Origin of the sequence: Streptomyces anulatus (assembly GCF_014650675.1) — a bacterium.
Lineage (GTDB): Bacteria > Actinomycetota > Actinomycetes > Streptomycetales > Streptomycetaceae > Streptomyces > Streptomyces anulatus.
Map to the genome: position 1 here is coordinate 639,468 of NZ_BMVK01000001.1, position 25,635 is coordinate 665,102.

Annotated in this window: 27 protein-coding genes and 1 tRNA gene; 11 read left to right on the plus strand and 17 right to left on the minus strand. The window is 71.8% G+C overall.

The window, feature by feature from the left end:
• Positions 1-30 precede the first annotated feature (30 nt).
• Positions 31-693 carry an HAD-IA family hydrolase gene (locus IE272_RS02810; protein WP_050357847.1) on the plus strand — a complete coding sequence of 221 codons (663 nt, stop codon included), beginning with the start codon at positions 31-33 and terminating at the stop codon, positions 691-693.
• A 98-nt stretch (positions 694-791) separates the two neighbouring features.
• On the opposite strand, the gene IE272_RS02815 is transcribed toward IE272_RS02810, so the two are convergent.
• Complete coding sequence (locus IE272_RS02815) at positions 792-1,526, minus strand: ABC transporter permease (RefSeq protein WP_050357846.1); 735 nt, start codon at positions 1,524-1,526, stop codon at positions 792-794.
• A 369-nt stretch (positions 1,527-1,895) separates the two neighbouring features.
• Between IE272_RS02815 and IE272_RS02820 the strand changes: the two genes are divergently transcribed.
• From IE272_RS02820 to IE272_RS02830, 3 genes are all read left to right on the plus strand, one after another.
• Positions 1,896-2,540 carry an HNH endonuclease family protein gene (locus IE272_RS02820; protein WP_050357845.1) on the plus strand — a complete coding sequence of 215 codons (645 nt, stop codon included), beginning with the start codon at positions 1,896-1,898 and terminating at the stop codon, positions 2,538-2,540.
• 137 nt (positions 2,541-2,677) lie between these two features.
• A complete protein-coding gene (locus IE272_RS02825) occupies positions 2,678-4,438 on the plus strand; it encodes an alkaline phosphatase D family protein (RefSeq protein ID WP_190006179.1) in 1,761 nt (586 codons plus the stop codon).
• 82 nt (positions 4,439-4,520) lie between these two features.
• Positions 4,521-4,973 (plus strand): DoxX family protein, encoded by a 453-nt coding sequence (locus tag IE272_RS02830; protein WP_056706680.1) that lies wholly within the window; start codon positions 4,521-4,523, stop codon positions 4,971-4,973.
• A gap of 279 nt (positions 4,974-5,252) precedes the next feature.
• Here IE272_RS02830 and IE272_RS02840 read toward each other — a convergent pair whose 3' ends face one another.
• Complete coding sequence (locus IE272_RS02840; protein ID WP_190006180.1) at positions 5,253-6,023, minus strand: superoxide dismutase family protein; 771 nt, start codon at positions 6,021-6,023, stop codon at positions 5,253-5,255.
• 197 nt (positions 6,024-6,220) lie between these two features.
• On the opposite strand from IE272_RS02840, the gene IE272_RS02845 reads away from it, so the two are divergent.
• Positions 6,221-7,117, plus strand: a complete 897-nt coding sequence (locus IE272_RS02845) for a DedA family protein (RefSeq protein ID WP_190006181.1) — start codon at positions 6,221-6,223, stop codon at positions 7,115-7,117.
• Between the two features lie 56 nt (positions 7,118-7,173).
• Here the strand turns inward: IE272_RS02845 and IE272_RS02850 are convergent, their stop codons facing one another.
• The 4 genes from IE272_RS02850 to IE272_RS02865 all read right to left on the minus strand — a co-directional run bounded on the left by IE272_RS02850 (position 7,174) and on the right by IE272_RS02865 (position 8,656).
• Positions 7,174-7,395 carry a DUF2277 domain-containing protein gene (locus IE272_RS02850; RefSeq protein ID WP_007459290.1) on the minus strand — a complete coding sequence of 74 codons (222 nt, stop codon included), beginning with the start codon at positions 7,393-7,395 and terminating at the stop codon, positions 7,174-7,176.
• 93 nt (positions 7,396-7,488) lie between these two features.
• Complete coding sequence (locus IE272_RS02855) at positions 7,489-7,953, minus strand: DUF7144 family membrane protein (protein WP_050357839.1); 465 nt, start codon at positions 7,951-7,953, stop codon at positions 7,489-7,491.
• Between the two features lie 135 nt (positions 7,954-8,088).
• Positions 8,089-8,433: a DUF8108 domain-containing protein gene (locus IE272_RS02860; RefSeq protein ID WP_056706684.1), complete on the minus strand. Its 345-nt coding sequence runs from the start codon at positions 8,431-8,433 to the stop codon at positions 8,089-8,091.
• Between the two features lie 4 nt (positions 8,434-8,437).
• On the minus strand, positions 8,438-8,656 hold the full coding sequence (locus IE272_RS02865) for a hypothetical protein (RefSeq protein ID WP_007459297.1): 219 nt from the start codon (positions 8,654-8,656) through the stop codon (positions 8,438-8,440).
• Positions 8,657-8,792: 136 nt separating this feature from the next.
• Here IE272_RS02865 and IE272_RS02870 point away from each other — a divergent pair, with 136 nt between their 5' ends.
• Positions 8,793-9,416 carry a histidine phosphatase family protein gene (locus IE272_RS02870; RefSeq protein ID WP_190006182.1) on the plus strand — a complete coding sequence of 208 codons (624 nt, stop codon included), beginning with the start codon at positions 8,793-8,795 and terminating at the stop codon, positions 9,414-9,416.
• Between the two features lie 48 nt (positions 9,417-9,464).
• On the opposite strand, the gene IE272_RS02875 is transcribed toward IE272_RS02870, so the two are convergent.
• Positions 9,465-10,367: an inositol monophosphatase family protein gene (locus IE272_RS02875; protein WP_190006183.1), complete on the minus strand. Its 903-nt coding sequence runs from the start codon at positions 10,365-10,367 to the stop codon at positions 9,465-9,467.
• 56 nt (positions 10,368-10,423) lie between these two features.
• On the minus strand, positions 10,424-11,092 hold the full coding sequence (locus IE272_RS02880) for a GNAT family N-acetyltransferase (RefSeq protein WP_190006184.1): 669 nt from the start codon (positions 11,090-11,092) through the stop codon (positions 10,424-10,426).
• A gap of 308 nt (positions 11,093-11,400) precedes the next feature.
• Between IE272_RS02880 and IE272_RS02885 the strand changes: the two genes are divergently transcribed.
• Positions 11,401-11,868, plus strand: a complete 468-nt coding sequence (locus IE272_RS02885) for a nuclear transport factor 2 family protein (RefSeq protein WP_190006185.1) — start codon at positions 11,401-11,403, stop codon at positions 11,866-11,868.
• A gap of 213 nt (positions 11,869-12,081) precedes the next feature.
• Here IE272_RS02885 and IE272_RS02890 read toward each other — a convergent pair whose 3' ends face one another.
• Together IE272_RS02890 and IE272_RS02895 are read right to left on the minus strand one after the other, a co-directional pair.
• Positions 12,082-13,140: an HNH endonuclease gene (locus tag IE272_RS02890; protein ID WP_056706691.1), complete on the minus strand. Its 1,059-nt coding sequence runs from the start codon at positions 13,138-13,140 to the stop codon at positions 12,082-12,084.
• A 263-nt stretch (positions 13,141-13,403) separates the two neighbouring features.
• Positions 13,404-13,478, minus strand: a tRNA-Val gene (locus IE272_RS02895).
• 232 nt (positions 13,479-13,710) lie between these two features.
• On the opposite strand from IE272_RS02895, the gene IE272_RS02900 reads away from it, so the two are divergent.
• From IE272_RS02900 to IE272_RS02910, 3 genes are all read left to right on the plus strand, one after another.
• Positions 13,711-14,511, plus strand: coding sequence for a DUF4097 family beta strand repeat-containing protein (locus IE272_RS02900; RefSeq protein WP_190006186.1), 801 nt, complete (start codon positions 13,711-13,713; stop codon positions 14,509-14,511).
• A gap of 71 nt (positions 14,512-14,582) precedes the next feature.
• Positions 14,583-16,037, plus strand: a complete 1,455-nt coding sequence (locus IE272_RS02905; RefSeq protein ID WP_373304145.1) for a coiled-coil domain-containing protein — start codon at positions 14,583-14,585, stop codon at positions 16,035-16,037.
• Positions 16,038-16,216: 179 nt separating this feature from the next.
• Positions 16,217-16,435: an FmdB family zinc ribbon protein gene (locus IE272_RS02910; RefSeq protein WP_073741761.1), complete on the plus strand. Its 219-nt coding sequence runs from the start codon at positions 16,217-16,219 to the stop codon at positions 16,433-16,435.
• A gap of 37 nt (positions 16,436-16,472) precedes the next feature.
• On the opposite strand, the gene IE272_RS02915 is transcribed toward IE272_RS02910, so the two are convergent.
• From IE272_RS02915 to IE272_RS02930, 4 genes are read right to left on the minus strand one after another with little or no spacing between them, the layout of a single operon-like run.
• A complete protein-coding gene (locus tag IE272_RS02915; protein ID WP_047176394.1) occupies positions 16,473-17,132 on the minus strand; it encodes an O-methyltransferase in 660 nt (219 codons plus the stop codon).
• Between the two features lie 27 nt (positions 17,133-17,159).
• Positions 17,160-17,981 carry an HAD family hydrolase gene (locus tag IE272_RS02920; protein WP_056706698.1) on the minus strand — a complete coding sequence of 274 codons (822 nt, stop codon included), beginning with the start codon at positions 17,979-17,981 and terminating at the stop codon, positions 17,160-17,162.
• Positions 17,978-20,542, minus strand: a complete 2,565-nt coding sequence (locus IE272_RS02925) for a phosphoribosyltransferase (protein WP_190006187.1) — start codon at positions 20,540-20,542, stop codon at positions 17,978-17,980. The genes IE272_RS02920 and IE272_RS02925 overlap by 4 nt, the downstream gene beginning before the upstream one ends.
• Before the next feature lie 10 nt (positions 20,543-20,552).
• Positions 20,553-21,779: an HpcH/HpaI aldolase/citrate lyase family protein gene (locus IE272_RS02930; RefSeq protein WP_190006188.1), complete on the minus strand. Its 1,227-nt coding sequence runs from the start codon at positions 21,777-21,779 to the stop codon at positions 20,553-20,555.
• A 221-nt stretch (positions 21,780-22,000) separates the two neighbouring features.
• On the opposite strand from IE272_RS02930, the gene IE272_RS02935 reads away from it, so the two are divergent.
• Complete coding sequence (locus tag IE272_RS02935) at positions 22,001-22,888, plus strand: TerD family protein (protein WP_050361308.1); 888 nt, start codon at positions 22,001-22,003, stop codon at positions 22,886-22,888.
• Between the two features lie 54 nt (positions 22,889-22,942).
• On the opposite strand, the gene IE272_RS02940 is transcribed toward IE272_RS02935, so the two are convergent.
• The 3 genes from IE272_RS02940 to IE272_RS02950 all read right to left on the minus strand — a co-directional run bounded on the left by IE272_RS02940 (position 22,943) and on the right by IE272_RS02950 (position 25,618).
• Positions 22,943-23,677, minus strand: coding sequence for a TerD family protein (locus IE272_RS02940; protein WP_050361309.1), 735 nt, complete (start codon positions 23,675-23,677; stop codon positions 22,943-22,945).
• Positions 23,678-23,805: 128 nt separating this feature from the next.
• Entirely contained in the window at positions 23,806-24,957 is a 1,152-nt protein-coding gene (locus IE272_RS02945) for a DUF475 domain-containing protein (RefSeq protein ID WP_050361310.1), read from the minus strand.
• Between the two features lie 85 nt (positions 24,958-25,042).
• On the minus strand, positions 25,043-25,618 hold the full coding sequence (locus IE272_RS02950; RefSeq protein WP_047176401.1) for a TerD family protein: 576 nt from the start codon (positions 25,616-25,618) through the stop codon (positions 25,043-25,045).
• Between the last annotated feature and the right edge of the window lie 17 nt (positions 25,619-25,635).

The window sequence follows — 25,635 nt, forward strand, 5'->3', positions numbered from 1 at the left end:
CGCACACCTCCCCGCGTTCTGGAGCAGCCGATGCCGCCCACCGTCCTCACCGCACAAGCCCTCCTGCTGGACATGGACGGCACCCTCGTGAACTCCGACGCGGTGGTGGAGCGCTGCTGGCGGCGCTGGGCGATCGAGCACGGACTGGACCCCGAGGCGGCGCTCAAGGTGGTCCACGGCCGCCAGGGGTACGCCACGATGGCCGTTCTGCTCCCGGACCGCCCCGTGGAGGAGAACTACGCGGACAACCGGGTGATGCTGGCCGAGGAGACCGCCGACGTCGAGGGCGTCGTGCCGATCGGCGGGGCGCCCGCGTTCATGGCCGCGATCGCCGAGCTGCCGCACGCACTGGTGACCTCCGCCGACACCGCGCTCGCGACGGCCCGGATGGGTGCGGCCGCGCTGCCGATGCCCGCCGTCCGCGTCACCGCCGAGCAGGTCGGCGCCAGCAAGCCGGACCCCGAGGGCTTCCTCAAGGGCGCGGCGGAACTGGGCTTCGACGCGGCGGACTGCATCGTGTTCGAGGACTCCGAGGCGGGCATCGCGGCGGGCCGGGCGGCGGGCATGCGCGTCGTGGGCGTCGGCCCGCGCGCCGCGGCCCTCGCGCCGGACGCCCATGTCGAGGATCTGACGCGGGTACGCGTGGAGGCGGCCGGGGACGGCTCGATCCGCCTGCACATCAACGAGGCCTGAGACAGGCCCGCCCCCGGCCCGGCTCCCGGGGCTCAGCCCCGGGACTCGGCCCCGGCGCGGCGCCCCCGGGGCTGGGCCCCGGCGCAACGCCCCGGTGCTCAATCCCGGTGCAACAGCCCGCGCGCGACCAGCTCCAGGACCGTCGCGACGGCCACCACCTGGACCGCCATCAGCGCCACCAGGACGAACAGCTGCACGGCGCCCGCCTCCACAGGTGAGGCGCCGCCCAGCAGCATGCCCACGAACGCCCCCGGCAAGGTGACGAGTCCGACCGTCCGGGTCTGATCGAGCCCGGGCAGCAAGGCGTCCGACGCCGCCGGCCGCACGATCTCCAGCCGGGCGTCCCGGTCGAGCATCCCGAGGGCCATGCCCGCCTCCACCTCCCCGCGCCGGCCGGCGAGTTCGTCCAGGGCGCGCCGCCCGCCGAGCACGGTCGCGGTGAGCGCACCGCCGATGAGGATGCCCGCCACCGGGATGAGCGCCAGGCCCCGGACCGGCACGAGCCCCGTGAGCAGCAGCGCCCCCACCACGGGCAGCACGCCCGCCCCGATCGGCACGGCCGCCCAGCGCCAGGTGCGGTTACCGGTGACCCGGCGCCCCGCGGTCCACACCGCCACGGCGAACATCAGCGCCACGAACCCGAGCAGCGGCGCCAGGGAGCGGACCACCCAGCCGATGAGCAGGGAGACGGCGGCGAGTTGGACCGCCGCCCGCACCCCGGCGACGAGGATCTCGCGCGACCGCCCCAGCGAGGCCCACGCGGCGACGGCGGCGGCGAGGACCAACAGGACGGCGAGGACGACGCCGAGGGTGACGGAGACCGGAAGCAGCACGCGGCAACGATAGGGCCGCACCCCAGCCGCCCGGCCCTGCCACACGCCTTCGGCCACCGCCGCACCGCCGCCCCGCCCTCCCCGCCCGACCCCTCCCGCCCCGTCGCCGTTCAGGGGCCGTTCAGGGGGCGTGACCGGGAACCCGAGCGCCCCCGAGCCCCGCGACAGAGCCCAACACCACCCGGACAAACCCTCCGTGACGGTTCCGCGCGCTCCCGCGATCCGTCACTCCCCTTGCACACCCCTTGATGTGACGTGCACATGTCGCCACTCTGTTACCTGACGCCCACCCCACAGAAACCTGGCGTCGTCACGATGGCCGGGCTCACTCATGCCCGCCCAAGCACCCCCCACATCAAGGGAGTCAGCATGTCCGGTGTCTACGCGCGTCGCCTCTCCGTCGTCGCAGCAACCGCCGCGCTCGCCGCCACGTCCGCCCTGTTCACCGCCCCGAGTGCGCAGGCCGCCATGCCCACCCCGGTCAGCGCGGCGACCGCACGCACCTACCTCGGCCAGCTCACCGTCGGCGCGGAGGGCTCGTCCAGCGGCTACAGCCGCGACAAGTTCCCGCACTGGATCACCCAGTCGGGAGCCTGCAACACCCGTGAGGTCGTCCTCAAGCGCGACGGCACGAACGTCCAGCAGGACTCCTCCTGCGCCGCGGTCAGCGGCAGTTGGTTCTCGCCCTACGACGGCGCCACCTGGAGCGCCGCTTCCGACGTGGACATCGACCACATGGTCCCGCTCGCCGAGGCCTGGCGCTCCGGCGCGAGCAGCTGGACGACCGCCCAGCGACAGTCGTTCGCCAACGACCTGACGCGCCCCCAGCTCATCGCGGTCACCGACAACGTGAACCAGTCCAAGGGCGACAAGGACCCGGCCGAGTGGATGCCGCCGACCTCCTCGTACAAGTGCACCTACGTCCGCGCCTGGGTCCACGTCAAGAAGCACTACAACCTGACCGTGGACTCCGCCGAGAAGAGCGCCCTGCAGTCCGCCCTGAACGGCTGCTGACCACCACGCACGGCCGCTGACTCCCCGACTCCCGACTCCCCCCGCACGGCCGCCGGCCCACCGGAACCTGTGCGCACGTCTCCTTCGTTCTGTACGTTACGGACCCCATCCGTGACGGCGTCGCGAGGAGACATCACATGGCCGGGCTGCGCCTGGGACCACTGCTGCGGTACGTCGACTGGGAGTCCGGGTCCACTGCGACCGTCTGGGTCGAGGCGAGCCGTCCGTGCACCGTGGAGGTCCGGTGCGCGGACGGCGCCTCGGGGGCGTCGCCCACCTTCTCGGTGGCCGGTCACCACTACGCCCTGGTCGTCGTGACGGGCCTGACCCCCGGTTCCACCACGGCGTACGAGGTGCTGATCGGGTCCCGGCGCGTCTGGCCGCCCGACGACGCCCGCCTCCCGCCGAGCACCATCACGACACCTTCGGCGGCGGCCCCGGAGAGCCCCGGGGCGACTCCGGACGGGGTGCGGATCTCGTTCGGGTCCTGCCGGTGGGCCTCCGCCCCCGGCGGCGGGCACGACCCCGTCGGGCCGGACGCCCTGGTGACCCTGGCCGCTCGTCTCGCCGCGGACCCCGCGGCCGAGCGGCCCGACGTCCTGCTGCTCCTCGGCGACCAGGTGTACGCGGACGAGACCTCCGGGGCGACCCGGCGCAGACTCGCCGCCCGCCGGGACCTGAGCGAGCCGCCGGGCACGGAGATCGCGGATTACGAGGAGTACACCTACCTCTACGACGAGTCGTGGCGCGATCCGGAGGTCCGCTGGCTGCTCTCCACGGTCCCCAGTTGCATGATCTTCGACGATCACGACGTCATCGACGACTGGAACACCAGCGCCGCCTGGCAGCGGGACATGCGCGCCACGCCCTGGTGGCACGAACGGATCGTCAGCGGGCTGATGTCGTACTGGGTCCATCAGCACCTGGGCAATCTCTCCCCCGCCGAGCTGGCCGCCGACCCGGTGTACGCGGCGGTCAGAGCCTCGCCCGACGGCACCGAGGAGCTGCGCCGCTTCGCCGCCGAGACCGACGCGGATCCCGCCCGTACCCGGTGGAGCTACCAGCGTGTTTTCGGCCGAGTACGGCTGGTGATGGTCGACACCCGCGCGGCCCGCGTCCTGGCCGAGGGAGAGCGGGCGATGCTCGACGCCGAGGAGGCCGACTGGCTGCGGGATACGGTCCTGGACGACCCCTCTTCATACGATCATCTCCTCATCGGCAGCTCCCTGCCGTGGCTGCTGCCCCCGCTCGTCCACGACGCGGAGCGCTGGAACGCCGCACTGTGCGCGGGCGTACGCGGGCAACGCTGGGCACGCTTCGGCGAGAAGCTGCGCCGCGCGTCCGACCTGGAGCATTGGGCCGCCTTCCCGGAATCCTTCGACCGGTTCACGGAGCTGTTGCGGGAAGCGGGGAGCGGCCCGGACGCCCCGGCGACGGTATGCGTGCTCTCGGGCGATGTGCACCACGCCTATATCGCCGAGCCACGGTGGCCGAAGTCCGATCCCGGACTCGGCTCCGCCCCCGGGACCGATTCCGGTCCCGCCCCCGGAGGCGCCCCGGCCTCCCGCATCCTCCAGCTGACCTGCTCACCCGTGCACAACTCGATCCCCCGGTCGATCCGGACGGGTTTCCGTTTCGGCTGGAGCCGGGCGGGCCGGCGGATCGGCCGGCTGCTGAGCCGCCACGGCCGTACGGGAGCGTCGCCGGTGACCTGGCACAGGGCGGGCGGCCCCTGGTTCGGTAACCAGCTCATGACGCTCACGTTGCATGGCCGGAAGTCTGCGCTGACATTGGTCCAGGCCAAGGCGAGCAAGCAGGGGGCCCAGCTCGAAGCGGTTCTTGAGCGTTCACTCACCCCTGAGAGTGAGGCGATTTTCGGCCACTCGACAGAATGTTGAAGTTGCAAGCATTGGTGAGGTCTCCCTAACCTGAGGCGCCCGATCGGTTCACGTCCCCACCACAACCGAAGGAGCCCCCCCCATGCTCATCCGCTTGAACCAGGCCCAGCCCTACGTGCTCAGCCTCTTCCGCTTCGTCGTCGGCCTGCTCTTCGCCTTCCACGGAGCCGCCACGCTCTTCGGAGTGATCGGCGGCAACCAGGCGGAGACCGGCGCCTGGCCCGGCTGGTACGCCGCCCTGATCCAGCTGGTCTGCGGGTCCCTGGTCGCCCTCGGTCTCGGCACCCGCGCCGCGGCCTTCCTCGCCTCGGGGTCGATGGCCTACGCGTACTTCAAGGTGCACCAGCCCGAGGCGTTCCTGCCGCTCCAGAACGGCGGCGAGAGCGCGGCGATGTTCTGCTGGGCGTTCCTGCTGCTGGTCTTCACCGGCCCGGGGACCGTCGCTCTGGACCGCTTCTTCGGATCGCGGAACACCGAGGCCACCACCGCCGAGGACACGCCCCGGCGCGACAAGACCCCGGCCGTCTCGGTCTGACCGGCCGTCTCGGTCTGACCGGCCGTCTCGGTCTGACCGGCCGTCTCGGTCTGACCGGCCGTCTCGGTCTGACCGGCTGTCTCGGACCGACCGGCTGTCTCGGACCGACCGGCTGTCTCGGACCGACGGTTCGTCCCGGCCCGACCGGCCGTCCCGGCGTTGTCCCGCAGCCCCCTCGCACGGGTGGCGGGGACGTACGGCGGTGCCCCGATCCCCCAGTTGCGCGGAGGAGCGGGACACCGCCGTACGCCGTCGTCCGCCCGAGGACGCGGAACCCCGTCAGTCCTGCCCGTGGGGCCCGAACGGCACCGTGAAGCAGGCCGCCCGCTCCCCCGCGCCGCCCTGCCGGTCATGGATGATCACCGACCGCGCCCCGTCCTCCCGGAAGCCCCAGCCGTGCAGTGCCTCCGCCCGGCCGTCGCCCTCCTCGTCCGTCCGGAAGTCCAGCCACACCTCGTTGACCGGGTCCGCCGTCGCCGCCGGACGGTGCTGGTAGTGGGGCCCCGCGGCGGCGGGATCGGCGCCGCAGGGCGAGGTGTGCACGTGCATCCCGTACGTACGGCCGGGCACCAGCCCCCGCAGCCGGGCCCCGACCCGGGTGCCGGACGGGTCCGCGAACTGGGTGACCTCGATCCGCGCGCCCGCCGGCACCAGCCGGGTGTCGTACGTCAGCGCGTCGGACGGGACGAAGGAGCCGGGCGGGGAGAACACCCCCGCGGCCCGCATCCACGAACTGCCGCCCGCCGCGGCGACGTCATCCGTGCGGCTCGGGTCTCCACCGCCGCCCGGCTCCTGTGCCGGGCCCCCCGCCGCCGGCGCCCCGTGCGCGCCGTGGCCGCCAGCGGCGTCGGACGCGCCGCCGTCCGCTCCGTGGGCGACCCCGACGCCACAGGCCAGCGTCAGCAGGGCCGCCGTGCCCGCCAGCAGGCCCGGCACCCGCGAGACCCCCCGGCCCCGCGACATCGCGTCGTCCTCACGTCCCGCCGTCCCCCGCCGCCCCGAATTCGGGTGCGCCGGACCGTGTCCCGTCCGTACCATCCATGCCGTCATGCGCTGCTCCTTGCTCGTGCCGGTCGTTCTCCCCGCCTAACGGGCACAAGGCCTCCAGGTGTACGTGACCTGCACAACATCACCCGCCCTGCGCGGTGTCCGGCTGACCCTCACGCGTACGCTGTACAGCTGAACCTGCCGCCCATGCCGCTCCCCTGCGACGTCGCGGCGTTGACACGATCGGGGAGTAGTAGACGGTGCTAGAGAGTGTGGGCGCGCTGACCAGCAGCCCATGGATCTACGCGGTGGTCGCCCTCTCCGTTCTGCTGGACGTCTTTCTGCCCCTGCTGCCCAGCGGCGTTCTCGTCATCACGGCCGCCACCGCGGCGGCGGCGGGCACCACCACCGTCAGCGGCGCCGGCGAAGGCACCGGCGGGCAGGTTCCCTCGCTCGTCGTGCTGATCCTGTGCGCGGCCTCCGCCTCGGTGCTCGGCGACCTCGTCGCGTACCGGCTCGCCTGGCGCGGGGGCGACCGGCTGGACCGGGCCATCGCACGCTCCCGGCGTCTCACCTCCGCGCAGGAACGTCTCGGCGCGGCGCTGAGCCGGGGCGGCGGCGCACTGGTGATCATCGCCCGGTTCGCACCCGCGGGCCGTTCCGTGGTCTCCCTCGGCGCGGGGGCCGCCCACCGCAGGAAGCGGGACTTCCTTCCCTGGTCCGCACTGGCGGGCCTGGCCTGGGCGGGTTACAGCGTGGGGCTCGGCTACTTCGGCGGCCGGTGGCTGGGCTCGACGTGGTTCGGCACGGCCGTCTCCGTGCTGGCCCTGTTCGTGGCGGGCGCGCTGGCCGCGTTCGTGGTGAAGCGCCCGGCGACGCGGACGGCGACGACGGCCGAAGGCAAGGCCGAGGCAGCGGAGACGGCGCCGACGGCAACAGCGACGGACTCCCCGGTATCCGGAGCAGGAGCCGGAGCCGGAGCCATGTCCGGGTACGCATCCGGATCCGCATCCGCGGCCTTGGCCGTGGCACCGAAGACGCCCCCGCTCGTGTCCGTGCCCGCGCCGACGTCTGCCTCCGGCGCCAGTTCCCCGGGCGGGTCGGCCCCCCTCGGCACATCGGGACCGGTGTCGGCGCCCGCACCGGCCGCCCCCTGACCGGAAGAACTGACCGGAAGAACTGACCGGAGGGGCCGACGTGCGGGCGGCGGGACTCAGCCCCGGGCCGCGCCCCGTATCTCCAGGCCGTCGAGGAGCTTCATCGTGGCTGCGGTGATCTCGTCGACGGCCCGGTCGAAGACCTCCCGGTTGTGCGCGGCGGGCGCGCGGAACCCGGAGACCTTGCGTACGTACTGAAGGGCGGCGGCCCGCATGTCCTCCTCGGTGGCCTCTTCGGGGAGGGCGGGCGGGCGAAGCGTCTTGATGCTGCGGCACATGACTCCAGTGTGTACCGCCCCACTGACAACGGACACCCGTCGCCGCCGCCCGCCCCGCCGCAAGGCCGGATCGCCCGCGCGACCGCTCCTCGCTCAGCTGCTCCGCACCAGGTCGCTCGGGTTCGACCGATCGGTGCACAGGGCCCAGATGACGAAGACGTCGATCGCGATGGTGACGATGGCCCAGACCGGGGTGTACGGCAGCCACATGAAGTTGGCGATGAGGTTCAGGGAGGCGAGAACGACACCCGCGCCGCGGGCCCAGGTCGCGCCCTTGAGGATGCCCAGGCCCACGAGGATGAGGATCACGCCGAGGATCAGGTGGATCCAGCCCCACGAGGTCACGCTGAACTTGAAGACGTAGTCGTTGATGCGCGTGTAGACGTCGTTCGAGGCGATCCCCGCGATGCCCTTCAGTACGCCGAGGATGCCGTCCACGAAGAGCAGGACACCGGCGAACACCGTGCCCCCGGCCGCCCACGGGCTGCCGGAGTTGCCGCCCGGACGGGGATCGGCGGGGCGCGAGGCGCCGGGTGCGGGGGTGCTGGGCTGTGACATGACGACTCCTTGGCCGGAACGAGGCGCAGGGCGCCTGCTGTCCTGACCTGCCCTGGTAGTGCGCGGCAGATCAGCTCCGACGCTCCTCCCGGCCGCTGGGCAGAGCCACCCGGACGCGCCCGTTCGGGTGACGTGTCACGGCGCGCTGACCGTGACGACGCGCCCCTGGGCGTCGACGGTGAGCGCCACCCGCTCGACGCGGTTGACGAGGGCGACGACGGCCCACACGATCCCCCACGCCAGGCACGAGAAGACGGTGAGGAAGGCGTGCAGCACATGGTTCACCGGCTGCCCGCGCACCAGCACCACCTGGCTCCCGGAACGCGACTCGACGCGCCAGCCGCTCGCGATGCGCCGGCTCACGATCCAGTCCAGGATCAGTGCGCGCTGCGCCGCGTCGGGGGGCTCGCCCCCGGCGACGTAATAGCCGGGCGGCGGCTCGATCGAGGCGCTCTCCCGTACCGCTCGACGACGTCTCACGGGATCACTCCCAGGTGTCGAGGTCGCCGCCGCGCCATTCGATCAGCCCGGGCCGGTCCAGCTCGACGACCTTGTCGGGCCCCGGGGCGAACCCCGCGGCCCGCAGCAGCGCGGCCACCTCGCCCCGTCCGTGCGCCAGGCCCACGATCTGCCCGTGCACGGTGACCCGCCGCCCTCCGGTCGCGGAAGGCGGGTAGACGATCACGGGCGGGTGCTCGGCCATGCCTCCACGGTGCCCCGAGCACTGCCCCCGCGCATCCCGGGAGGCGGGCCCGCTCTCCTCGGTGGAACCGGCCGAGCGCGGCCCGGCGTCCCCCCGGACGTTCGTACGATCATGAACCGCGACGGAGGACCCGCCCATGACGGCAACGGCTGCCCGCTACCTGTACCTCACCCGGCACGGCCAGGCCTCCGCCGACGAGACCACGCTGACCGACGACGGCCGGCGCCAGGCCGCCCTGCTCGGGGAGCGGCTCCGCGAGATCCCGATCACGGCGATCCACCACGGCCCGCTCCCGCGCGCCGAGCAGACGGCGCGGCTGGTCGGCGAGCGGCTGGCGGGAGTTCCTCTGCTGCGGTCCGAACCGGCCGGCGACTACATCCCGTACCTGCCGCGACGGGAGGAGCTGCCGGCGGAGTCGGCCGACGAGACGCTCGCCCGGCTGGCCGGGTTCCCGGCGGCGGAGCGCGAGCAGGGCCCCGGGCTGGCCCGGGAGGCTGTCGCACGGTTCACGGGTACGGTCGAGGGCGACGAGCCCCGCCACGAACTCCTCGTGACGCACAACTTCCTGGCCGGCTGGCTCGTCCGGGGCGCGCTGGACGCCCCGGACTGGCGGTGGCTGGGCATCAACCACGCCAACGCCGCACTGACTGTCATCCGTTACGCGCCCGGACGCCCCCCGGCCCTCCTCCTGTTCAACGACACCGGCCACCTGCCCGCCGAACTCCGCTGGACCGGCCTCCCGCCCGAGCTGCACGTCTGAGGGAGCCCGCGCGGCACGGGCGGCGCGGTGGCGCGGTGGCGCGGTGGCTCAGACGCTCCGCCCGCAACCGCGGATCAACGACATCAGCAGCCCGTGCGTTTCGGCGTCCGCGGCCACGACGAGACCACGGCCCTCCGGCCCGACCGGACCGCCGTCGACCCCGGTGACGACACAGCCGGCGGCCCGGCACAGGGCGATCCCGGCGGCGAAGTGCACGCTCCCGCTCAGGTCGCCGCCGTCGGTGACATAGGCGGCCCTCCTGCCGGCCGCGACCCAGGCCAGGGCGAGCGTGGTGGAGACGACGCGCGGGCGGAAGCGTTCGACGAACCCGGGGTGGGCGAGCAGGTCGACGGCCCGGAAAGCGGGCGCGCCGGGGAAGGGCGGATCGAGATTCACGTCCACCAGCCGGGTGTCGCCCGTCGGCGCCAACCGCTCCTCGCCGACCGGTCGTCGACGCGCGACGGGACCGGAGACGTGCCCGTCCGCAACGCGCCGGCCCCGAACGCCGGTCCGCCCCTTCCCGTACCCGTCCCCGTCCCCGTCGTACTGGGCCCATGCGGTCACGCCATCAGTCAGGAAGACCTCGCCGCTGAACGGATCGGCCACCGCGGCCGGGCCGTTGCGCAGCGCCACGTTGACGGCGACCAGGTGGGAGCCGGTGGCGTAGTTGAGCGTCCCGCACAAGGGGTCCACCAACCACTCGCGCACCGCGTCGACCGCGCCTCGCCGGCCGCCCTCCTCGCCGTGCACCGCGTCCCCGGGCCGGGCACCACGGATGACGTCGAGGATCGCTTCCTCCGCCGCCACATCGACGTCGGTGGCGAAGTCCCCGGCGCCTTTGTCGATACGGGAGTGCAGCCGGCCGTACCGGGCGCGCACGATCTCCGCCCCGGCCAGCGCCGCGGCTGCCGCCACCTCGGTGTCCGTCGGGCTCGCGGGTGAGTCGATCATGGCGAGCAGAGTAGCCGGGAGACCATCACCGCCGTACGGGGAACCCGGCACAGCCGTCACGCTCCTCCGGCGTCCTGCCCCGGACTGCGGCCGAGCAGCAGCGCCTCCGAGCCGACCGGCCGGAACCCGGCGGCCTGGAACGCCCGGATGCTGCGCGCGTTGCCCGCGGCCTGCTGCGACCAGAGCGGTTCGCCCGGGGGCACGAGGTGCCGTGCGGCGGTGGCGAGGGCACGGCCGAGGCCCCGGTGCCGGGCATCCTCGTCCAGCTCGACGGCCACCTCCCACCGCCCCGCCACTCCCCGCCCGAGCACGAGCACTCCCCCGTCGACCTCCCACATCCGCACCCCGTCCCGGCGCCGGCGGGCACTCATCACCCGTGGGTGCACGGGATCGGTGACCTCCCGCAGCTCCAGCCCCGGCTCGCCGGGCAACGAGGCCGCCACGGTCAGGAGGTCGATCGTGTCGGTGACCCGCCCGGTGCGGTCCAGGAAGGCCGTCAGGAAGCGGGGGTGCATCGTGGCGGCCAGCGCATCGCATTCCAGGGCGGCCAGCGTCGCGTGGACCCACTCGGGGTCCTCATCGGTGAACACGACCGAGTGCGCGGTGAAGGCGATCACCCCCGTGTCGCGACCGTTCGGCGCGGCGACCACGGTCGTCCCCCCGTCGGTCTCCGGAAACCGCCCGCACGCCGCCTCGTCCAGGATCTCCGCCAGCGTCTGCCCCATGAAGTGCCCCCTCGTACCTCGTCGTTCGGTCCGGCCGCCGTATCGCCGCAGCCGCCGCGTCACCGCACGGGGTGATGGACGCCAAAACGTTCATACGCCCCTCTCGCAGCACACCGGCTCAGGTTAGGCCGGTCCGTCGCACGGCAGGCGCACCGGTACGCGCACCCCAAGGAAGCCCCCCTCATCCCCTCCCTCAGCACCTCCGGCATTACCTCAGGCGTAATCGACCGCGTGCACGCGCCCCGGCAGGATCGAACCCATCGACGGGAAGCCCTGACGGGCCCCGCCCCAGCAGCGAGGAGAGCGCCATGTCCGTCACACCCCCCACCCTCACGGCAAGCTCGGCCGGCGCCGCACCTTCCCCCGCCGCTACGACCCGGGCCGTAATCCAGGACTTCCTCGCCGCCCGGCTGGCCGGGGACACGGCGCGGCTCACGGCACTCTTCGCCGACGAGGTCGACTGGCTGCTCGCCGAGAACCCGGCCGTACCGTGGATCCGCCCCCGGTCCACGGCCGCCGAATGCGCCGCCCAGTCAGCGGAGTTGATGGAGCACACCGTGCCCGAGGACGCCCGCGCCTCCATCGACGCCTTCCTCGTGGACGGCGCCGACGCCGTCCTGACGGGACACCTGTCGGGCACCGTACGTGCGACGGGCAGATCCTTCGAGGGCCCGTTCGCACTGCGCCTCACCGTCGAGGACGGCCGGATCACCCGGCACCACCTCTACGAGAACAGCCTGTCGATCGCGGAGGCGGTGAGTGACCGCACGCGTTGACCACGAGCGCGCGAGGAACGCCGAAGGCCCCCGACCATGACCGGTCGGGGGCCTTCGTACTGGTGGGCGCGGACGGTTTCGAACCGCCGACATCTGCTGGGAAATTTCGGCCGGAGGTGGTCAAGCACTCTGGCTGGCACGGCCGCGGCTGCCATCAAAAGCTTCCCCGACTGCTGTTGTGCGCCACTGTCGACGTCAGCAGCGGATGTCGGTTCACAGGTTCGGCATCTGCTCGTCGGCTGCCCTGCGCGGTCGCGCCAGGACTGCCGCAGCCCGCCTGTCGTCTGCATGCTTCTGCTCTATGGAGGCTCGCAGTTCTCCGGGCGTCGGCCATGGCGCGCGCCGGTGGATCATGCGATGGCAGTTGGCACAGATGAGTGCGAGATCGCTGAGCCTGGTGCGCCCTTCGCCGGCCTCGTGCAGCGGAACAACATGGTGGCACTCGATGTACCCCCTTCCGCGGTCACCATAGATCTGCTCAAAATCGAAGCCGCATGACTCGCAAGCGAGCTGTCGGCCCTCGCCCACTACCGCATCGATTTTCCTCTTGCGCAAGGCCTTGTTCCGCTCACGGCTCCGGTGGCGACCAAGCAGCAACCTACCCTCGGGCGCACTGAAGTCGTCTTCCTCCTCGGCCTCGGGTGATAGCTCCTGGAACTCCCCTGCGACAAGGCCTTGCCGGATACGCAGGGCTACCTTCGCCATCTCAGTCGGCCGGGCGAGGAAGTCATTCATGACTTCGACATCCAGGACGTTCCCGTTCGTGGGCTTGCCCCTGTAGTCGGGATGCCGACATGTGATGTCAACCGTCTTACGCGCTACGCCGTTGGGGTTTCGGAACAGCTCGTTACGTAGCTCCTCAGGATGGATCGGCATGGCCTGGAGCAACGCAGACAGCTCGATCACACGTGGGTCGTCGAACTCCAGTCGCTTCCAACCGTTGGCCATGGCCAGGTCGCAAGCAAGGATGATCTCGTCACGGGTCCAGTCGGGGCTACGGGACGAACGGATCGTGAAGCCGAGTCGGGCCAGCCACCTGGCTGCGTGTGACCTCCCGCCGCTCAGCTCGTCCGGCTTCAACGCTCGACCTTGATCGAACTTGTGAGCCACACCAGCGATGGCCTTGGAGTCGTATGTTCGTTCCTCGTGCAGGAGGAAATACCCGGTTGCCGGCTTGTACCCGTACTTGGACAGAAACCCGTCCTGACCCAGCTCGTCATACTCCGTCAGAGCTTTGAAGACACCGTCTCGACTGATCGCACCTTTGCGCATGGTGAAAGCCTAAGGTCCACCACTGACAGCCAGTCAGGTAATCGCCATCGCCAACCCATCCCTGGGTCTGAGCACCTACGTCGAAGTCATCATCGTGAACCTGCGAGCTTGGTTCTTGTCTGATGCACCTGGCTGGAGCACGGGCGGCCATACAGGAAAGGTCCGCCCTAGCGGCAGCGGCCCGACCGTGGGTGACCGCGCCCGTTGATGTCAGAGGTGGATGTCAAAGACCCCCAGCCATGATCGACTGGGGGTCTTCGTACTGGTGGGCGCGGACGGTTTCGAACCGCCGACATCTGCTTTGTAAGAGCAGCGCTCTACCCCTGAGCTACGCACCCGTGGATGAGGCAACAGCGTACATGGACCCGGGCCCCTGCTCATAAACCGTTCCCGGGCGGGGCCGGGCCGTCCTTCCTGGCCGCTCGTCGGGGCCGGGTGCGGGGGATAACCCCACCACGAGACGGTAGCCGTCCGGATCCCGTCGGGGGGCGTCGGTGCATACGGTTTGAGTGCACCGGCAACGACGTCCGGTGGCACCGTCCGGCAGCACGCACTGGGGGACCGATCACCGTGGACATCGTGACGAGCGCAGCGACCCGCACGCTCCGTGGGACAACCGGGAGGGCCCTCGCTCTGGGGGGCGGGGTCGCATTGCTGGCCCTGGCTCTCACCGGGTGCGGGGGTACGGATGTCGACGGTGCCCCCGTGGAGCGCAAATCGTTCGCCCTGGAGGGGAAGACCCTGACCATCGACTCCGAGAACGCCACCGTGGATCTCGTGCCGGCCGACGTGAAGCAGGTCGAGGTGGAGCGGCAGGTCGACGGGTGGGTGGTGCTGGGCAGTGGGCCCGACCCCGTCTGGAACATGGAGGGCGACACTCTCACGCTCCGGGTTAAGTGCGACGCGCTGATCAACAACTGCGAGGCCCGGCACCGGGTGAAGGTGCCGCGTGGGGTCGCTGTGACGGCCTCGTCGGACAACGGGACGATCAGCGCCACCGGCTTCGACCGCGCACTGGACCTCTCGTCGGACAACGGGGAGATCGACGTCCGGGACACCCGCGGCGCGCTGAAGCTGAAGAGCGACAACGGGGAGATCCGGGCGGACCGGATATCCGCCTCCTCCGTGGTGGCCCGCGCCGACAACGGGGAGATCCGGCTGGACTTCAGCACCGTGCCCGACCTCGTGGACACCGTGAGCGACAACGGGGGCATCACCATCGACCTGCCGCCGGGCGGCCAGAAGTACGCGGTGAACGCTTCCGCCGACAACGGGGACGTCTCGATCGGGGTGCCGCGCGGCGACGACAGCGCCCATGTGGTGAAGGCCCGCAGCGACAACGGCCAAGTCACTGTGCGAAGCGCGAACTAACCGACCCGTGTGTTCGTCCTTACCTGGTGGGAGAATGTACCGGGCAGGGCGAATCGGCACGGGAGAGGGATGTGACGGCGACACACGCGCGGCCGGAGGCAGGAGCGGGTGGAAGTTCCGCCGTCCAGAGTGGTCAGGGCCTGTCGGGGCAGGACGCCCCCGGGAGGTCGCGGAGGCCGGGCGGACGCGGTTCCGGGGCCCGGGATCTGCTGGTGCTGATGCTCCTGCCCGTGCCCCTCGTGCTCGCCGCGGTGCCCGCCGCCTTCGCCGGTGGCGGTACGCGCCGGTGGTTCGGCGGGCGCGGGGAGAACGAGCGGGCCGAGGCGCAGGCCGCGAAGGACGCCGCCGCCGAGGCCTTCTACGAGCTGGACAGCGCCCAGCGTGATCTCAGGATCTCCATCGAGACCATCAACGCCGTGGACAGTTCCTCGCGCGGCCGCAAGGCCTCCGATGACTTCGCCGCCCTCGGCCGGCGCATCGACGAGGTCAGCCACACCTACATCACCGCCGTCGACAGCCACGACCTGGACCGGGACGATCTGGAGCCCGCCGTCGCCTCCCGGGCCCGCACCGAGCTGAACCGGGCCAAGGACGACCTCGTACGGGTCAAGGGCGAGCTGGACCGCTTCGCCCAGGGGCTCGGGCCCCTGCTGGGCAGCGCGGAGACGCAGCTCGCCCGGCTCGCCCCCGCCGTCGAGCGGGCCCGGCAGGCGCTCCTGGGAGCGAGCAACGCCCTCGACGGCGCCCGGGCCGCGGGGCTGCGGGCCGATGAGCTGGCCGCCCGGCTCGCCGCGCTCGCCCCGGAGCTGACCAAGCTGAACCAGGGCGCGGGAAAGCACGGCGTCGCGGAGACCCTTCAGCGGGCCGATGCGGTGTTGCGCGATGCCGAGGCCGTGCGTACCGAGGCGGAGCGGCTGCCCGAGCGGGCCGCCGAGATCGACCGGCGGCTGGTGTCCCTGCGGACCCGCGCCCAGGCCCTGACGACCCGGGCGGGCTCGGTGGAGCCGGTGCTCAGCGAGTTGCGGCGACGCTTCTCGGCCGCCTGCTGGCAGGACCTCCAGCCCGTCCCGGAGCAGGCCGCCCTCAACATCCGGCAGGCCGAGGACAAGCTCGCGGAGGCGGCGAAGGCGCGCGACGAGCAGCGCTGGGCGGACGCCACGTCCCGGCTGTCCACGGTCCGTGCCCTGCTCAACGCCACGGACGAGGCGGTCTCCGCCGCCGGGGACCGGTTGCAGCAGCTGAACGCCGTGGCGAAGGACCCGCAGCAGGAGATCGAGCGGACCCGGTTCGCGGTGCGGGACGCCCAGCGCCTCGCCATGACCGGCCGGCACACGCCCGACCCCCGGCACGCCCGGCCCCTGGACGACTCCGTGGCCCGGCTGGAACGCGCCATCGCCGGCCTGGAGGGGCGCCACCCCGACTACTGGCACTTCCTGACCGAGACCGAGGCCGTGCGGCAGACCGCCGCCCGGGTGGTCTCCGACATCCGCGAGGAACGCGGTACCGGCTCCGGTTCCGGTTCCTGAGGCGAGCGGCCCGGCGGTCCAGCCGCCCGGCGGTCCGGCGGTCCAGCCGCCCGGCGGTCCGGCGGTCCAGCCGCCCGGCGGTCCGGCGGTCCGGCCGCCCAGCATTCCGGCCGCCCGGCTCCTGAGGCGACCGGCAGGGGGGCGTGGCCCCCTGCCGGCGATGGCTCTAGCCTGAGCCCATGCCTCGCTATGAATTCCGCTGCCGCACCTGCGGAGACACGTTCGAAGTCAGCCGTCCCATGGCCCAGTCCTCGGACCCCGCCTCCTGCCCCGCAGGCCACGACGACACCGTCAAGCTGCTGTCCGCCGTGGCCGTGGGCGGTGGAGCCGGGTCCGCTCCCGCGCCGTCCGGCGGCGGTGGGGGCGGAGGCTGCTGCGGGGGCGGGTGCTGCGGCTGAGCCCGGCCGGGAGGGGCCCCCGCGACGGCCGGGGGCCTTACTTCTTGCGGGACAGCGTCAGGCCGTCCGATACCGTCAGCAGGACGCTGTCCATCCGGTCGTCGGCGCTCACGTGGTCGTTGAACTCCTTGATCGCCGCCGTCGGACCGGTCGCCCCGGGGTCCGTGACCCCGCCGTGGAAGAGCACGTTGTCCGTGGCGATGACCCCGCCCTGCCGCATCCGGGGCACCAGCTCCTCCCAGTACGCGATGTAGCCGCCCTTGTCCGCGTCCAGGTAGGCGAAGTCGATGTGCGGCTCGGCGGGCATCGCGCGCAGGGTGTCCAGGGCCGGGGCGATGCGCAGGTCGATCCGGTCCGCGACGCCCGCCTTCGCCCAGGCCTCCCGGCCGTACGCCGTCCACTCCTCCGAGATGTCGCAGGCGATCAGCGTGCCGTCGGCGGGCAGCGCCTGGGCCATCGCGAGGGCGCTGAAGCCGGTGAACGTGCCGACCTCCACCACGTGCCGGGCGCCGACCAGCCGGACGAGGAAGGCGAGCAGCGGGGCCTGTTCCTCGGCCGACTGCATGCCCGCGTGATCGGGGAACCGTGCGTACGTGGTGTCCACCAGCTCCCGCTGGACCGGGTCCAGCGGCGGGTTGTGGGCCAGCATGTACGCGTACAGCTCGTCCGTGATCGTGGTGTCGTTGCCCTTGGTCATGCCCCCAGCCTCGCGCAAGCCGCGCCCTCACGCAGCGGAAGCCGCCAGGAACCGGCGCAGGATCTCCTCCCCCGCCGCTCCGCCCCGCTCCTCCAGGGCCACCACGTGCGGGGCCCGCCAGCCCTCGTCGGCCAGTTCGCCGTGGCCGGGGCGCCAGCCGAGGTCGGCGGCGAGCAGCAGGTCCGCGTCGAGGAGGGAGTCCCCGGCGGCGAGCGTGCGCGTGGCGCCGATGCGGCGGGCGACCTCGTGCATCGCCGCGCTCTTGGTGAGCGGCGCCGGGACCGCGTAGATCTTGCGGCCCTGGAGGGAGACCGTCCAGCCGCGCGGCCCGGCCCAGGCGGCCAGTTCCTTCACCCATTCCTCGGGCAGCAGGGAGCGTTCGACGACGAGGTAGGCGAAGAGGTCCTCGGCGACCCGTTCCTTGAGCAGCCAGGCCGGGTCGGCGGTGGTGGCGAGGTGGGCGCGAATCTCGGTGAGCGGGGCGCACTCCTCCGCGATGCGGGCCTCCACCCGCTTCTGCCAGTCGCGGTCGGAGACCCCGTCGACCAGGATGTGGCCGCCGTTGGCGCAGATCGCGTACCGGGGGGCGGGGCCGGGAAGGTGGATGCGCCGGTACTGCTCGCGGGTGCGGGTCGTCGTCGGGACGAAGACGGTGGTGGTCGCCACCTCGGTGAGGAGGGCGGCGGCCGTCTCGGTCATGTACGAGAGGGGCTTGTGGCCGTACACCTCCACGCACAGCAGCCGGGGCGCCTCCGCGTCCGGCATCGACAGGTCGAGCGAGGCCGCCGAGTAGATCAGCGTACGGTCGAGGTCGCTGGCCACCAGGGTGGCCGGTGAGGTCGTGCTCATGCGCCCTGCACCGCCTTGCCGTCCGCGCCCGTCGCGCCGCGTGTGAACCGGGGGTGGATCAGACCGACACAGCTGTACGGGAGGTCGTCGACCTCCTCGACCGGGACGCCGCGCTGCTCGGCCAGCAGCCGTATGTGTTCCAGGTCCGCGCCCGCGCCGCGCTTGGCGAGGATCTTCCAGGGGACCCGGCGGAGCAGGACCCGGGTGGTCTCGCCGACGCCCGGCTTGACCAGGTTGACGTCGTGGATGCCGTACTCCTCGCTGATCCGCTCCACGGCGGCCCAGCCCTCCCAGGTCGGGGCGCGGTCGGCGGCGAGGAGCTCCTTGGCCGCTGCCTCGACCTGGCCCGCCACCTCGTCGAAGCGGGCAGCGATCGTGTCCAGGAAGAGGCCCGAGACGTCGGAGTCCGCCAGCTCCCGGTAGAACTTTCCGCCGTGGAAGTCGTCGGGGCCGACCAGGTCTGCGCGGAGCACCGTACGGGAAATGAGGCCGGACACCGTGGAGTTGAGGCAGGCCGAGGGGATGAGGAAGTCCTCGCGGGTGCCGTACGTCCGGACGCAGCCGCCCGGGTCCGCCAGCACCGAGATCTCCGGGTCGAAGCCGGCGGGTCCTCCCGATGCCTCGAACTCGGTTATGGCAGCGGCCAGTTCGCGGGTGATCGCGCCCTTCCCCGTCCAGCCGTCGACGAACACCACGTCGGCCGGGTCGTGATGGGCGGCCAGCCAGCGCAGGGCGGTGGCGTCGATGCCTCGGCCCCGGACGATGGAGATGGCGTAGTGCGGCAGGTCCAGGCCGTGCCGGTGCTGGGCCCAGCGGCGCATCAGCACGCCGACCGGGGTTCCGGCGCGGGCGAGCGAGACGAGCACGGGGCGGGGGCCGCGTTCGGCGAGGACCGTCTCGGTGACGGTGCCGACCGCGCGGGCGATGCGCGCGGCGGAGGCCTCCAGGGCGGCGGTGAACAGGGCCTGGTACTCGGCGCTCGGCTGGTACTCGACGGGCAGCGACTCCGCGTAGTGCGCGCCGCCGCTCTGGATGGCCTCCTCGCGCTCCTCGGTGGGCGCTTCCAGCTCGGTGTCCGAGAGGTCCTGGAGCAGCCAGCCGACGTCCTGTGGCGCGTAACTGGAGAAGTCGGGGCCTCGGAGGGGCTCGGGCAGCACGGCGGGCTCCTGCCGTTCGGGGGCGGGTGTGGGGGTGCCGGGTACGCCGCTGGGGGCGGCCGTGGCCGGGACGTACGAGGGGAGGACGGCGAGGAGGACGTGGCCGGTGTGCTCGGCGAGCCGGGCCAGCAGTCCGTCGGGGGCGTGCAGTTCGGGGGTGTCCGCGGTGGAGTCGACGACGGCGACCACCGCGTCGAAGCCGGCGCCCGCGACGTTGTACGCGTACCGGTCGCCGGGGCCGTCGGCCGGGTCGTCGTGGGCCGGGAAGACGAGGCGGGTGCGTATCGCGTAGCCGGGGTCGTCGACGGCCAGGACGGGTGAGCGGGTGGTGGTGGAGTAGCGGACCTCGGCGTCGGCTCCCAGCGCGGCTTCGAGGGCGGTGCCGAGGCGCAGCGGGGCGTACATCAGCTCCTCGAAGCCGAGGACGAGGACGTGGCGGGGAGCGGGGCCGGCCGCGTCGCCCAGTTCGGCCGCGATCCGGTCCGCCATGGCCGGGAGAGCCGCTTCGAGGACGGCCCGGTGGGCGGGGGTGAAGCCGTGCCGGCCTCCGTCGGGGACGCCTGCCGGCCAGTCGAGGTGGACCCGGGTCACGGGGGCGGAGTCCACGTCCTCGACGGCCCCTGCGGCCTCTTCGGCCCGACCCGCCTGTTCCGCCTCCTGTGCAGCGACCAGGGCCTGGCCGCGTTCCAGCACGCCGTCCGGCAGGGCGACCGTTCCGGTGCTGCGCGTCACGAGGTCGACGCGGGCGCCGATCTCGGCGGCGAAGACGGTCAGCCGGTCGCGGTCGCCGGCCGAGCGCATGTCGACCAGGGCGACGATGACGTACCGCTCGCGCGGGTGCAGGGCGTGCAGCGCGCGGATGGTGTTCAGGACCGTGTTGCCGGTGGAGAACTCGTCGTCGACCAGCACCAGCACGGAGGCGTCGGCCCCCGTCCCGCCGCTCGCCAGCAGGTCGCGGTCCTCCGGCAGCAGCAGGTGCGAGGTGGCGTGCGAGTGCGACTCCTCGAAGCCGCCCGCCTGCTCGACGCCGGCCACCGGGCGGCGGGTGGAGTGCAGGTACGGGGCGTCCCGCAGGCCGTCCGCGACGGCGTGGCCGAGGCCGGTGGCCGTCTCCGCGTACCCGAGGACCACCGCGCGGCGGGCCTCCTGGGCGCCGAGCAGCGCCCGCACCCGCTCACCCAGCTCGAATCCGGCCCCGTGGACGACGGAGGGCCGCTGGGGCACATGCTTGCCCAGCACGTTGGAGACCAGCAGATGCGCCCGCTTGGGGTTGCGGCGCAGGGCCAGGCCCAGCAGTTCCTGGAGTTCTCCGTCGCCTTCGAGAGCGACTCCCAGCCGCTCCGCCACCCAGCTGCCCGACCACACCACGTCCACGGTCTCTTCTCTCGTCGCGCGCTCGCTCATCGATGCGCGCTCAGTTCGTCAGGCCGGCGGCCAGCAGGTCCACGAAGCCGACGTCTTCCTTCGCCACCCCGAAGACCTCGGCCCGCTGGAGCGTCCGCTCGGCCCAGGCCCGGTGGGGCTTCACTTCGTTCATCTTGTTCGTGTACGCCGAGCGCAGCACCCCGCCGCCCCCGCGCTCGGGGCTCAGGATGTCCTGGGCGTCGGTGAACTCCTCGTGGCTGACCACGGACAGTGCGTGGACCGGCGCCACGTGCGACGGGTGGATGCAGGTCTTGCCGAGCAGCCCGTTGGCACGGTCGAGCTCGATCTCCCGGAGCAGTCCGTCGAGGTCGTGCTCGATGAGGGCCGTACGCAGTTCCTCGGCCCGGCCCTCCAGGAAGGGGCTGCGGCGCAGCTGGGGTTTGAACATGCGCTCCTGGCGTCGGAAGTACTCCCAGACCGGGCCGGTGATCGTGAAGCCGGTGCCGTCGGCCCGGCCGAGCACGTTGACCACGTCGGCGATCACGGAGGCGACGATATGGACGTCGTACGCCGTCATGTCGGGCGCGCGGCGCAGTCCGTAGGCCGAGCAGAAGTCGGTGACGCCGAGCCGGAGGGCGAGCACCCGGTCCCGGTGCTTTTCGACGCTGCGGGCGATGCCCTGGAGGATTTCGCCGCGCGTCTCCAGATGGAGCAGTTCGGGGGATTCGAGTACCGGCATGGCGAAGAGTCGTCGTCCGCACGCCGTCTCGGCCTCGGCGAGCGCCTCCAGAAACTGTCGGCCACGATCTTCGGTGAATTTGGGAAGTACGAAACCGGACAACATCCGGACCGAGTCGCCGAGGCGCCGCACCAGGTCGGTGATCTGAGCCGGCTCACGTACGCGGATGAAGAGCAGCGGTGCGTCGGCGTCCACCGCGCCCGCCGTGCCCGTGGCGTCCTCCGGACTCCGCACGGCGTTCCCCGATGCCGCGTCGCGGGCGGCCAGCGCGGCAAACTGCCTGATCAGATTGGCTTCGGCGTCGGTGACCTCGGCGTCGTCGATGGAGTCCTCCAGGCACAGCACCATGGAGACGACGCCGCGCGCGGCCTGCTTGAGCACGTCGTCGGCGAGCGACGGCCGGGTGGCCGGGGAGTAGAGCGTGGCTCCCAGGGCGACGGAGAGCATCCGTGCCGGGGAGTCCGCGGTGAAGGTGCTGGGCTCCCTGAAGAACAGACCCTCGCGGGCAGTGGGCGATATGTGCCCGAAGTGACGCATGATTTTCCCCCGAACTGCCTGACCGGCCGAACAATGTATGGCCGGTAATAGTACGTACGGACGGGTGTCAACAGTTCCCCATGTACATGAATTTCCGGTTACCCGCGCCTTGTCCGACCCCCTCTCGGGGTATCGTCGCGCCCTGCCCGTACCGCCGCCGGGCACGGTCGTGCCGCCCCCCGCGTTGTCCGCACGGGCCCCCAGCAGGCAGGATGACGGTCATGACGCACACGATGCTGAAGGGCTCGAACGTCCCCGTCGATGCTGCGGCCGTCCGGGCCGTGCTGCGCTGGACCCCGGGCGCCGGGGTTCCCGACGTGGACGCCTCCGCCCTGCTCCTCGGTGCGTCCGGCCGGGTGCGGTCCGACGAGGACTTCGTCTTCTACAACCAGCCCCGGCATCCCTCCGGTCTGGTCCGGCGGCTGCCGAAGCGCAGCGTCCCGGAAGGGCTGACGGACACGGTCGAGGCGGACCTCGGGGCGCTCGACGCGTCGGTGGACCAGGTGGTCATCGCGGCCTCGTCCGACGGAGCCGCCTTCGAGCAGGTCCTGGATCTGCGGATACTCCTGTTCGACGCCGCGTTCGCCGAGGGCGAGCCGCTGGCGGTGTTCGATGTCCGGCCGGAGACCGGGGAAGAGACCGCGATCATCTGCGGCGAGCTCTACCGTCGCGGCGAGGGGTGGAAGTTCCGCGCGGTCGGCCAGGGCTATCCCACCGGCCTGATCGGCCTGGCCACCGCCTTCGGCATCTCGGTGGACGAGTCGGAGGCCGTGAACGGGGCGCAGGCGGTCAGCGGGCCGCAGGACCCGGCCGCTCCGACGGGTGCGGGGCCCCTCCCGGCCGCCGTGCCCCCGCCGCCGGCCGTCCCGCCGGGGCCCACGCCGGACTCCCAGGCCACGGTCCAGCACCAGCAGCCCTCCTACGGCTATCCGCCGCCGGTCGCGCACCCCGCTGCCGCCGCCGTGGCCCACCAGCCGGCGTACGGCTATCCGCAGCCTGCCGCCGAGCCGCCCGCGTACGGCTATCCGCAGCCCGCGGCGGCCGCCGCGCACGCGCCCGACCCCCATTTCGCGCTGCCTCCACAAGGTCCGCAGTTCGTCCGGTCCTGAGCCGCCCCGCTCTGATCCCCGTGTCCGTCCTCCGGCCTCCATGGCTGCCCGGGCTCAGGTCCGGGACTTGTAGCCGCGCCCCCATTGCATGCCGTAGCCGTACAGCCGGTCCAGCTCCGACTGGAAGCCGTACACGAACTTCACCTCACGGCGCACGATCAGCTCGTCCTTGATGTTCTCCACGGTGAACACCGCGCAGGAGCGGGCCTGCGGTGCGCGCTCGTCCAGCTCGATCTCGATGCGCGGGCCGTTGCCCGGGTAGAGCGTGACCTTGGCGTGCGTACGGTCGAACGCGGGTGTCCGGTCGTAGATGTAGACGAAGAACAGCAACCGCTTGATCTGGTCGCGCTGGTCGAGGTTGACGTAGACCGTCTCCCCCGAGGGCGCGCCGAACCGGTCGTCGCCGCTGAGCCGGACGTAGGGCGGGCCGTTGAGGTCGCCGATCAGGCTGCCCAGCGGCTGCACGACGCCCTTGGTGCCGTCCGTCAGCTCGTACATGCAGCCGAGGTCCAGGTCGACGTTGACGACGCCCTGGGTGTGCGCCTGGACCACTTCGGGCTGGAAGAGCTTGAGGGGGCGCCGCAGTCTGCCGCTCTGGCGGGACCGGCCCTCGATGTCCGAGGTCCGCATCCGCCAGGACAGGTTGACCCGGAGGTTGCCCGACAGGGCTCCCTGTTTGTTGAGCGAGATCGTGGCGTTCCGTTTGGACAGCACGATCGCGCTCGACGTCGAGTTGCCCGAGTCGAACTGCGCCGCGCGCCCCTGCCACAGGCCGTCGAAGAATCCCATACCAACCCCCACCTGTTCGCGCGCCCGGACATCACTGCGGGGCGGCCACCGGGCCGGGTCCGGGAGATCCCGGAGAGCCGTCGCCGTGTGGGCCGCCCCGCAGAGAGCGTTCCTCAATCCTTACCGGGTCACACCCCGGAGGACACTTCGGACTTGCTTCCCGAGCCGCCGTCCCCGCCGGATTCCGCGGCGAGCGCGCGGTTGCGCCGGACCGAGGACCAGAAGGAGAGGGCGATCAGGATCACGCCGACCGAGCCGGTGATGAACTCGTTGATCTCGTACTGGATGGTGATCAGCAGGATGATCGAGAGCGCGCCGATCGCGTAGTGCGCGCCGTGCTCCAGGTAGACGTAGTCGTCGAGCGTGCCCTCGCGCACCAGGTAGACGGTGAGCGACCGGACGTACATGGCGCCGATGCCGAGGCCGAGGGCCATCAGCACGATCTCGTTGGTGATCGCGAAGGCGCCGATGACGCCGTCGAAGGAGAACGAGGCGTCCAGGACTTCCAGGTAGAGGAAGAGGAAGAACGCGGCCTTCCCGGCGAGGGCGACCCCGGTGACGGGCTTGCCCTTCTCCTTGGCCTCTTCCTCGGCCTCGTGCTCGCGCTCCTCCTCCTCTTCGAGCTTGCCCTCGAAGAATCCGGAGAGCCCGCCGACGACGAGGTAGGTGATCAGACCGGCGATGCCGGAGAGCATGACCGTCGCCGCCTTGTCCACGTGCCCGCCACCGTGCTGGTGGGCCTGGGTCGCGAAGGTCATGGCGGTGATGAGCAGGATGATCAGCGCGACGCAGACCGACAGCATGTCGACCTTGCCGAGCTTGGCGAGCGGACGCTCGATCCAGCGCAGCCAGTGGATGTCACGGTCCTCGTCGAAGATGAAGTCGAGGAAGATCATCAACAGGAACATGCCACCGAAGGCGGCGATCGACGGATGGGCGTCCGTGACCAGTTCCTTGTACCTGTCCGGGTCGTTGAAGGAAAGATCGATGGCCTCGATCGGCCCGAGCTGGGCGCTCACGGCCACGATCACGACGGGGAACACCAGTCGCATACCGAAGACGGCGATGAGGATGCCGATGGTGAGGAAGATCTTCTGCCAGAAGGCATTCATCTTCTTCAGGATTCCGGCGTTGATCACCGCGTTGTCGAAGGACAGCGAAATCTCCAGGACGGACAGGATCGCGACGATGCCGAATGCCTGCCACCCCCCGTAGAAAATCGCTGCGACCAGGCCGAGCGCGGTGACCGCGAACGACCAGCCGAAGGTTTTCAGTACCACTGGCTACCCCATCGTGTTGGTAAAGGGTCTCCCCCGGTGTGTCGGGGCTCCCCCGCGCCTGGGGCCTTTCGGCCCGAGCACGGCGTTATGAAACGTTGACGCCGAAGTCTAGAGCGATGCCTCGCAGGCCAGACGCGTACCCCTGGCCGACTGCACGGAATTTCCACTCGCCGTTGTACCGGTAGAGCTCGCCGAAGATCATCGCGGTCTCCGTCGAGGCGTCCTCACTGAGGTCGTATCGAGCCAGTTCCTGGCCGTCGGCCTGGTTGACCACACGGATGAAGGCGTTGCTGACCTGGCCGAACGCCTGGCCCCGGTTGTCCGCGTCATGGATCGAGACCGGAAAGATGATCTTGTCGCAGTGGGCCGGAACCTGGTCGAGACGGACGATGACGGACTCGTCGTCGCCGTCGCCCTCCCCCGTGAGGTTGTCACCGGTGTGCTCGACGGAGCCGTCGGGGCTCGTGAGGTTGTTGTAGAAGACGAACCACTCGTCGCCGAGCACGCGGCCGGACTGGCACAGCAGTGCGCTGGCGTCGAGGTCGAAATCGGCTCCTGTGGTGGAGCGTGCGTCCCAGCCGAGCCCGACCAGCACCTGGGTGAGGTTGGGTGCGACCTTGGAGAGGGAGACATTGCCTCCCTTGGCGAGCGTGACGCCCATGTGTGTCCTCCCCGAGT

Excerpts from the sequence above, each read along its gene's own strand:
- IE272_RS02810 (WP_050357847.1), top strand. The coding sequence starts at position 31 with ATGCCGCCCACCGTCCTCACCGCACAAGCCCTCCTGCTGGACATGGAC.
- IE272_RS02820 (WP_050357845.1), top strand. The coding sequence starts at position 1,896 with ATGTCCGGTGTCTACGCGCGTCGCCTCTCCGTCGTCGCAGCAACCGCC.
- IE272_RS02825 (WP_190006179.1), top strand. The coding sequence starts at position 2,678 with ATGGCCGGGCTGCGCCTGGGACCACTGCTGCGGTACGTCGACTGGGAG.
- IE272_RS02830 (WP_056706680.1), top strand. The coding sequence starts at position 4,521 with ATGCTCATCCGCTTGAACCAGGCCCAGCCCTACGTGCTCAGCCTCTTC.
- IE272_RS02840 (WP_190006180.1), bottom strand. The coding sequence starts at position 6,023 with ATGACGGCATGGATGGTACGGACGGGACACGGTCCGGCGCACCCGAAT.
- IE272_RS02850 (WP_007459290.1), bottom strand. The coding sequence starts at position 7,395 with ATGTGCCGCAGCATCAAGACGCTTCGCCCGCCCGCCCTCCCCGAAGAG.
- IE272_RS02855 (WP_050357839.1), bottom strand. The coding sequence starts at position 7,953 with ATGTCACAGCCCAGCACCCCCGCACCCGGCGCCTCGCGCCCCGCCGAT.
- IE272_RS02865 (WP_007459297.1), bottom strand. The coding sequence starts at position 8,656 with ATGGCCGAGCACCCGCCCGTGATCGTCTACCCGCCTTCCGCGACCGGA.
- IE272_RS02870 (WP_190006182.1), top strand. The coding sequence starts at position 8,793 with ATGACGGCAACGGCTGCCCGCTACCTGTACCTCACCCGGCACGGCCAG.
- IE272_RS02875 (WP_190006183.1), bottom strand. The coding sequence starts at position 10,367 with ATGATCGACTCACCCGCGAGCCCGACGGACACCGAGGTGGCGGCAGCC.
- IE272_RS02880 (WP_190006184.1), bottom strand. The coding sequence starts at position 11,092 with ATGGGGCAGACGCTGGCGGAGATCCTGGACGAGGCGGCGTGCGGGCGG.
- IE272_RS02885 (WP_190006185.1), top strand. The coding sequence starts at position 11,401 with ATGTCCGTCACACCCCCCACCCTCACGGCAAGCTCGGCCGGCGCCGCA.
- IE272_RS02890 (WP_056706691.1), bottom strand. The coding sequence starts at position 13,140 with ATGCGCAAAGGTGCGATCAGTCGAGACGGTGTCTTCAAAGCTCTGACG.
- IE272_RS02910 (WP_073741761.1), top strand. The coding sequence starts at position 16,217 with ATGCCTCGCTATGAATTCCGCTGCCGCACCTGCGGAGACACGTTCGAA.
- IE272_RS02915 (WP_047176394.1), bottom strand. The coding sequence starts at position 17,132 with ATGACCAAGGGCAACGACACCACGATCACGGACGAGCTGTACGCGTAC.
- IE272_RS02920 (WP_056706698.1), bottom strand. The coding sequence starts at position 17,981 with ATGAGCACGACCTCACCGGCCACCCTGGTGGCCAGCGACCTCGACCGT.
- IE272_RS02925 (WP_190006187.1), bottom strand. The coding sequence starts at position 20,542 with ATGAGCGAGCGCGCGACGAGAGAAGAGACCGTGGACGTGGTGTGGTCG.
- IE272_RS02930 (WP_190006188.1), bottom strand. The coding sequence starts at position 21,779 with ATGCGTCACTTCGGGCACATATCGCCCACTGCCCGCGAGGGTCTGTTC.
- IE272_RS02935 (WP_050361308.1), top strand. The coding sequence starts at position 22,001 with ATGACGCACACGATGCTGAAGGGCTCGAACGTCCCCGTCGATGCTGCG.
- IE272_RS02940 (WP_050361309.1), bottom strand. The coding sequence starts at position 23,677 with ATGGGATTCTTCGACGGCCTGTGGCAGGGGCGCGCGGCGCAGTTCGAC.
- IE272_RS02950 (WP_047176401.1), bottom strand. The coding sequence starts at position 25,618 with ATGGGCGTCACGCTCGCCAAGGGAGGCAATGTCTCCCTCTCCAAGGTC.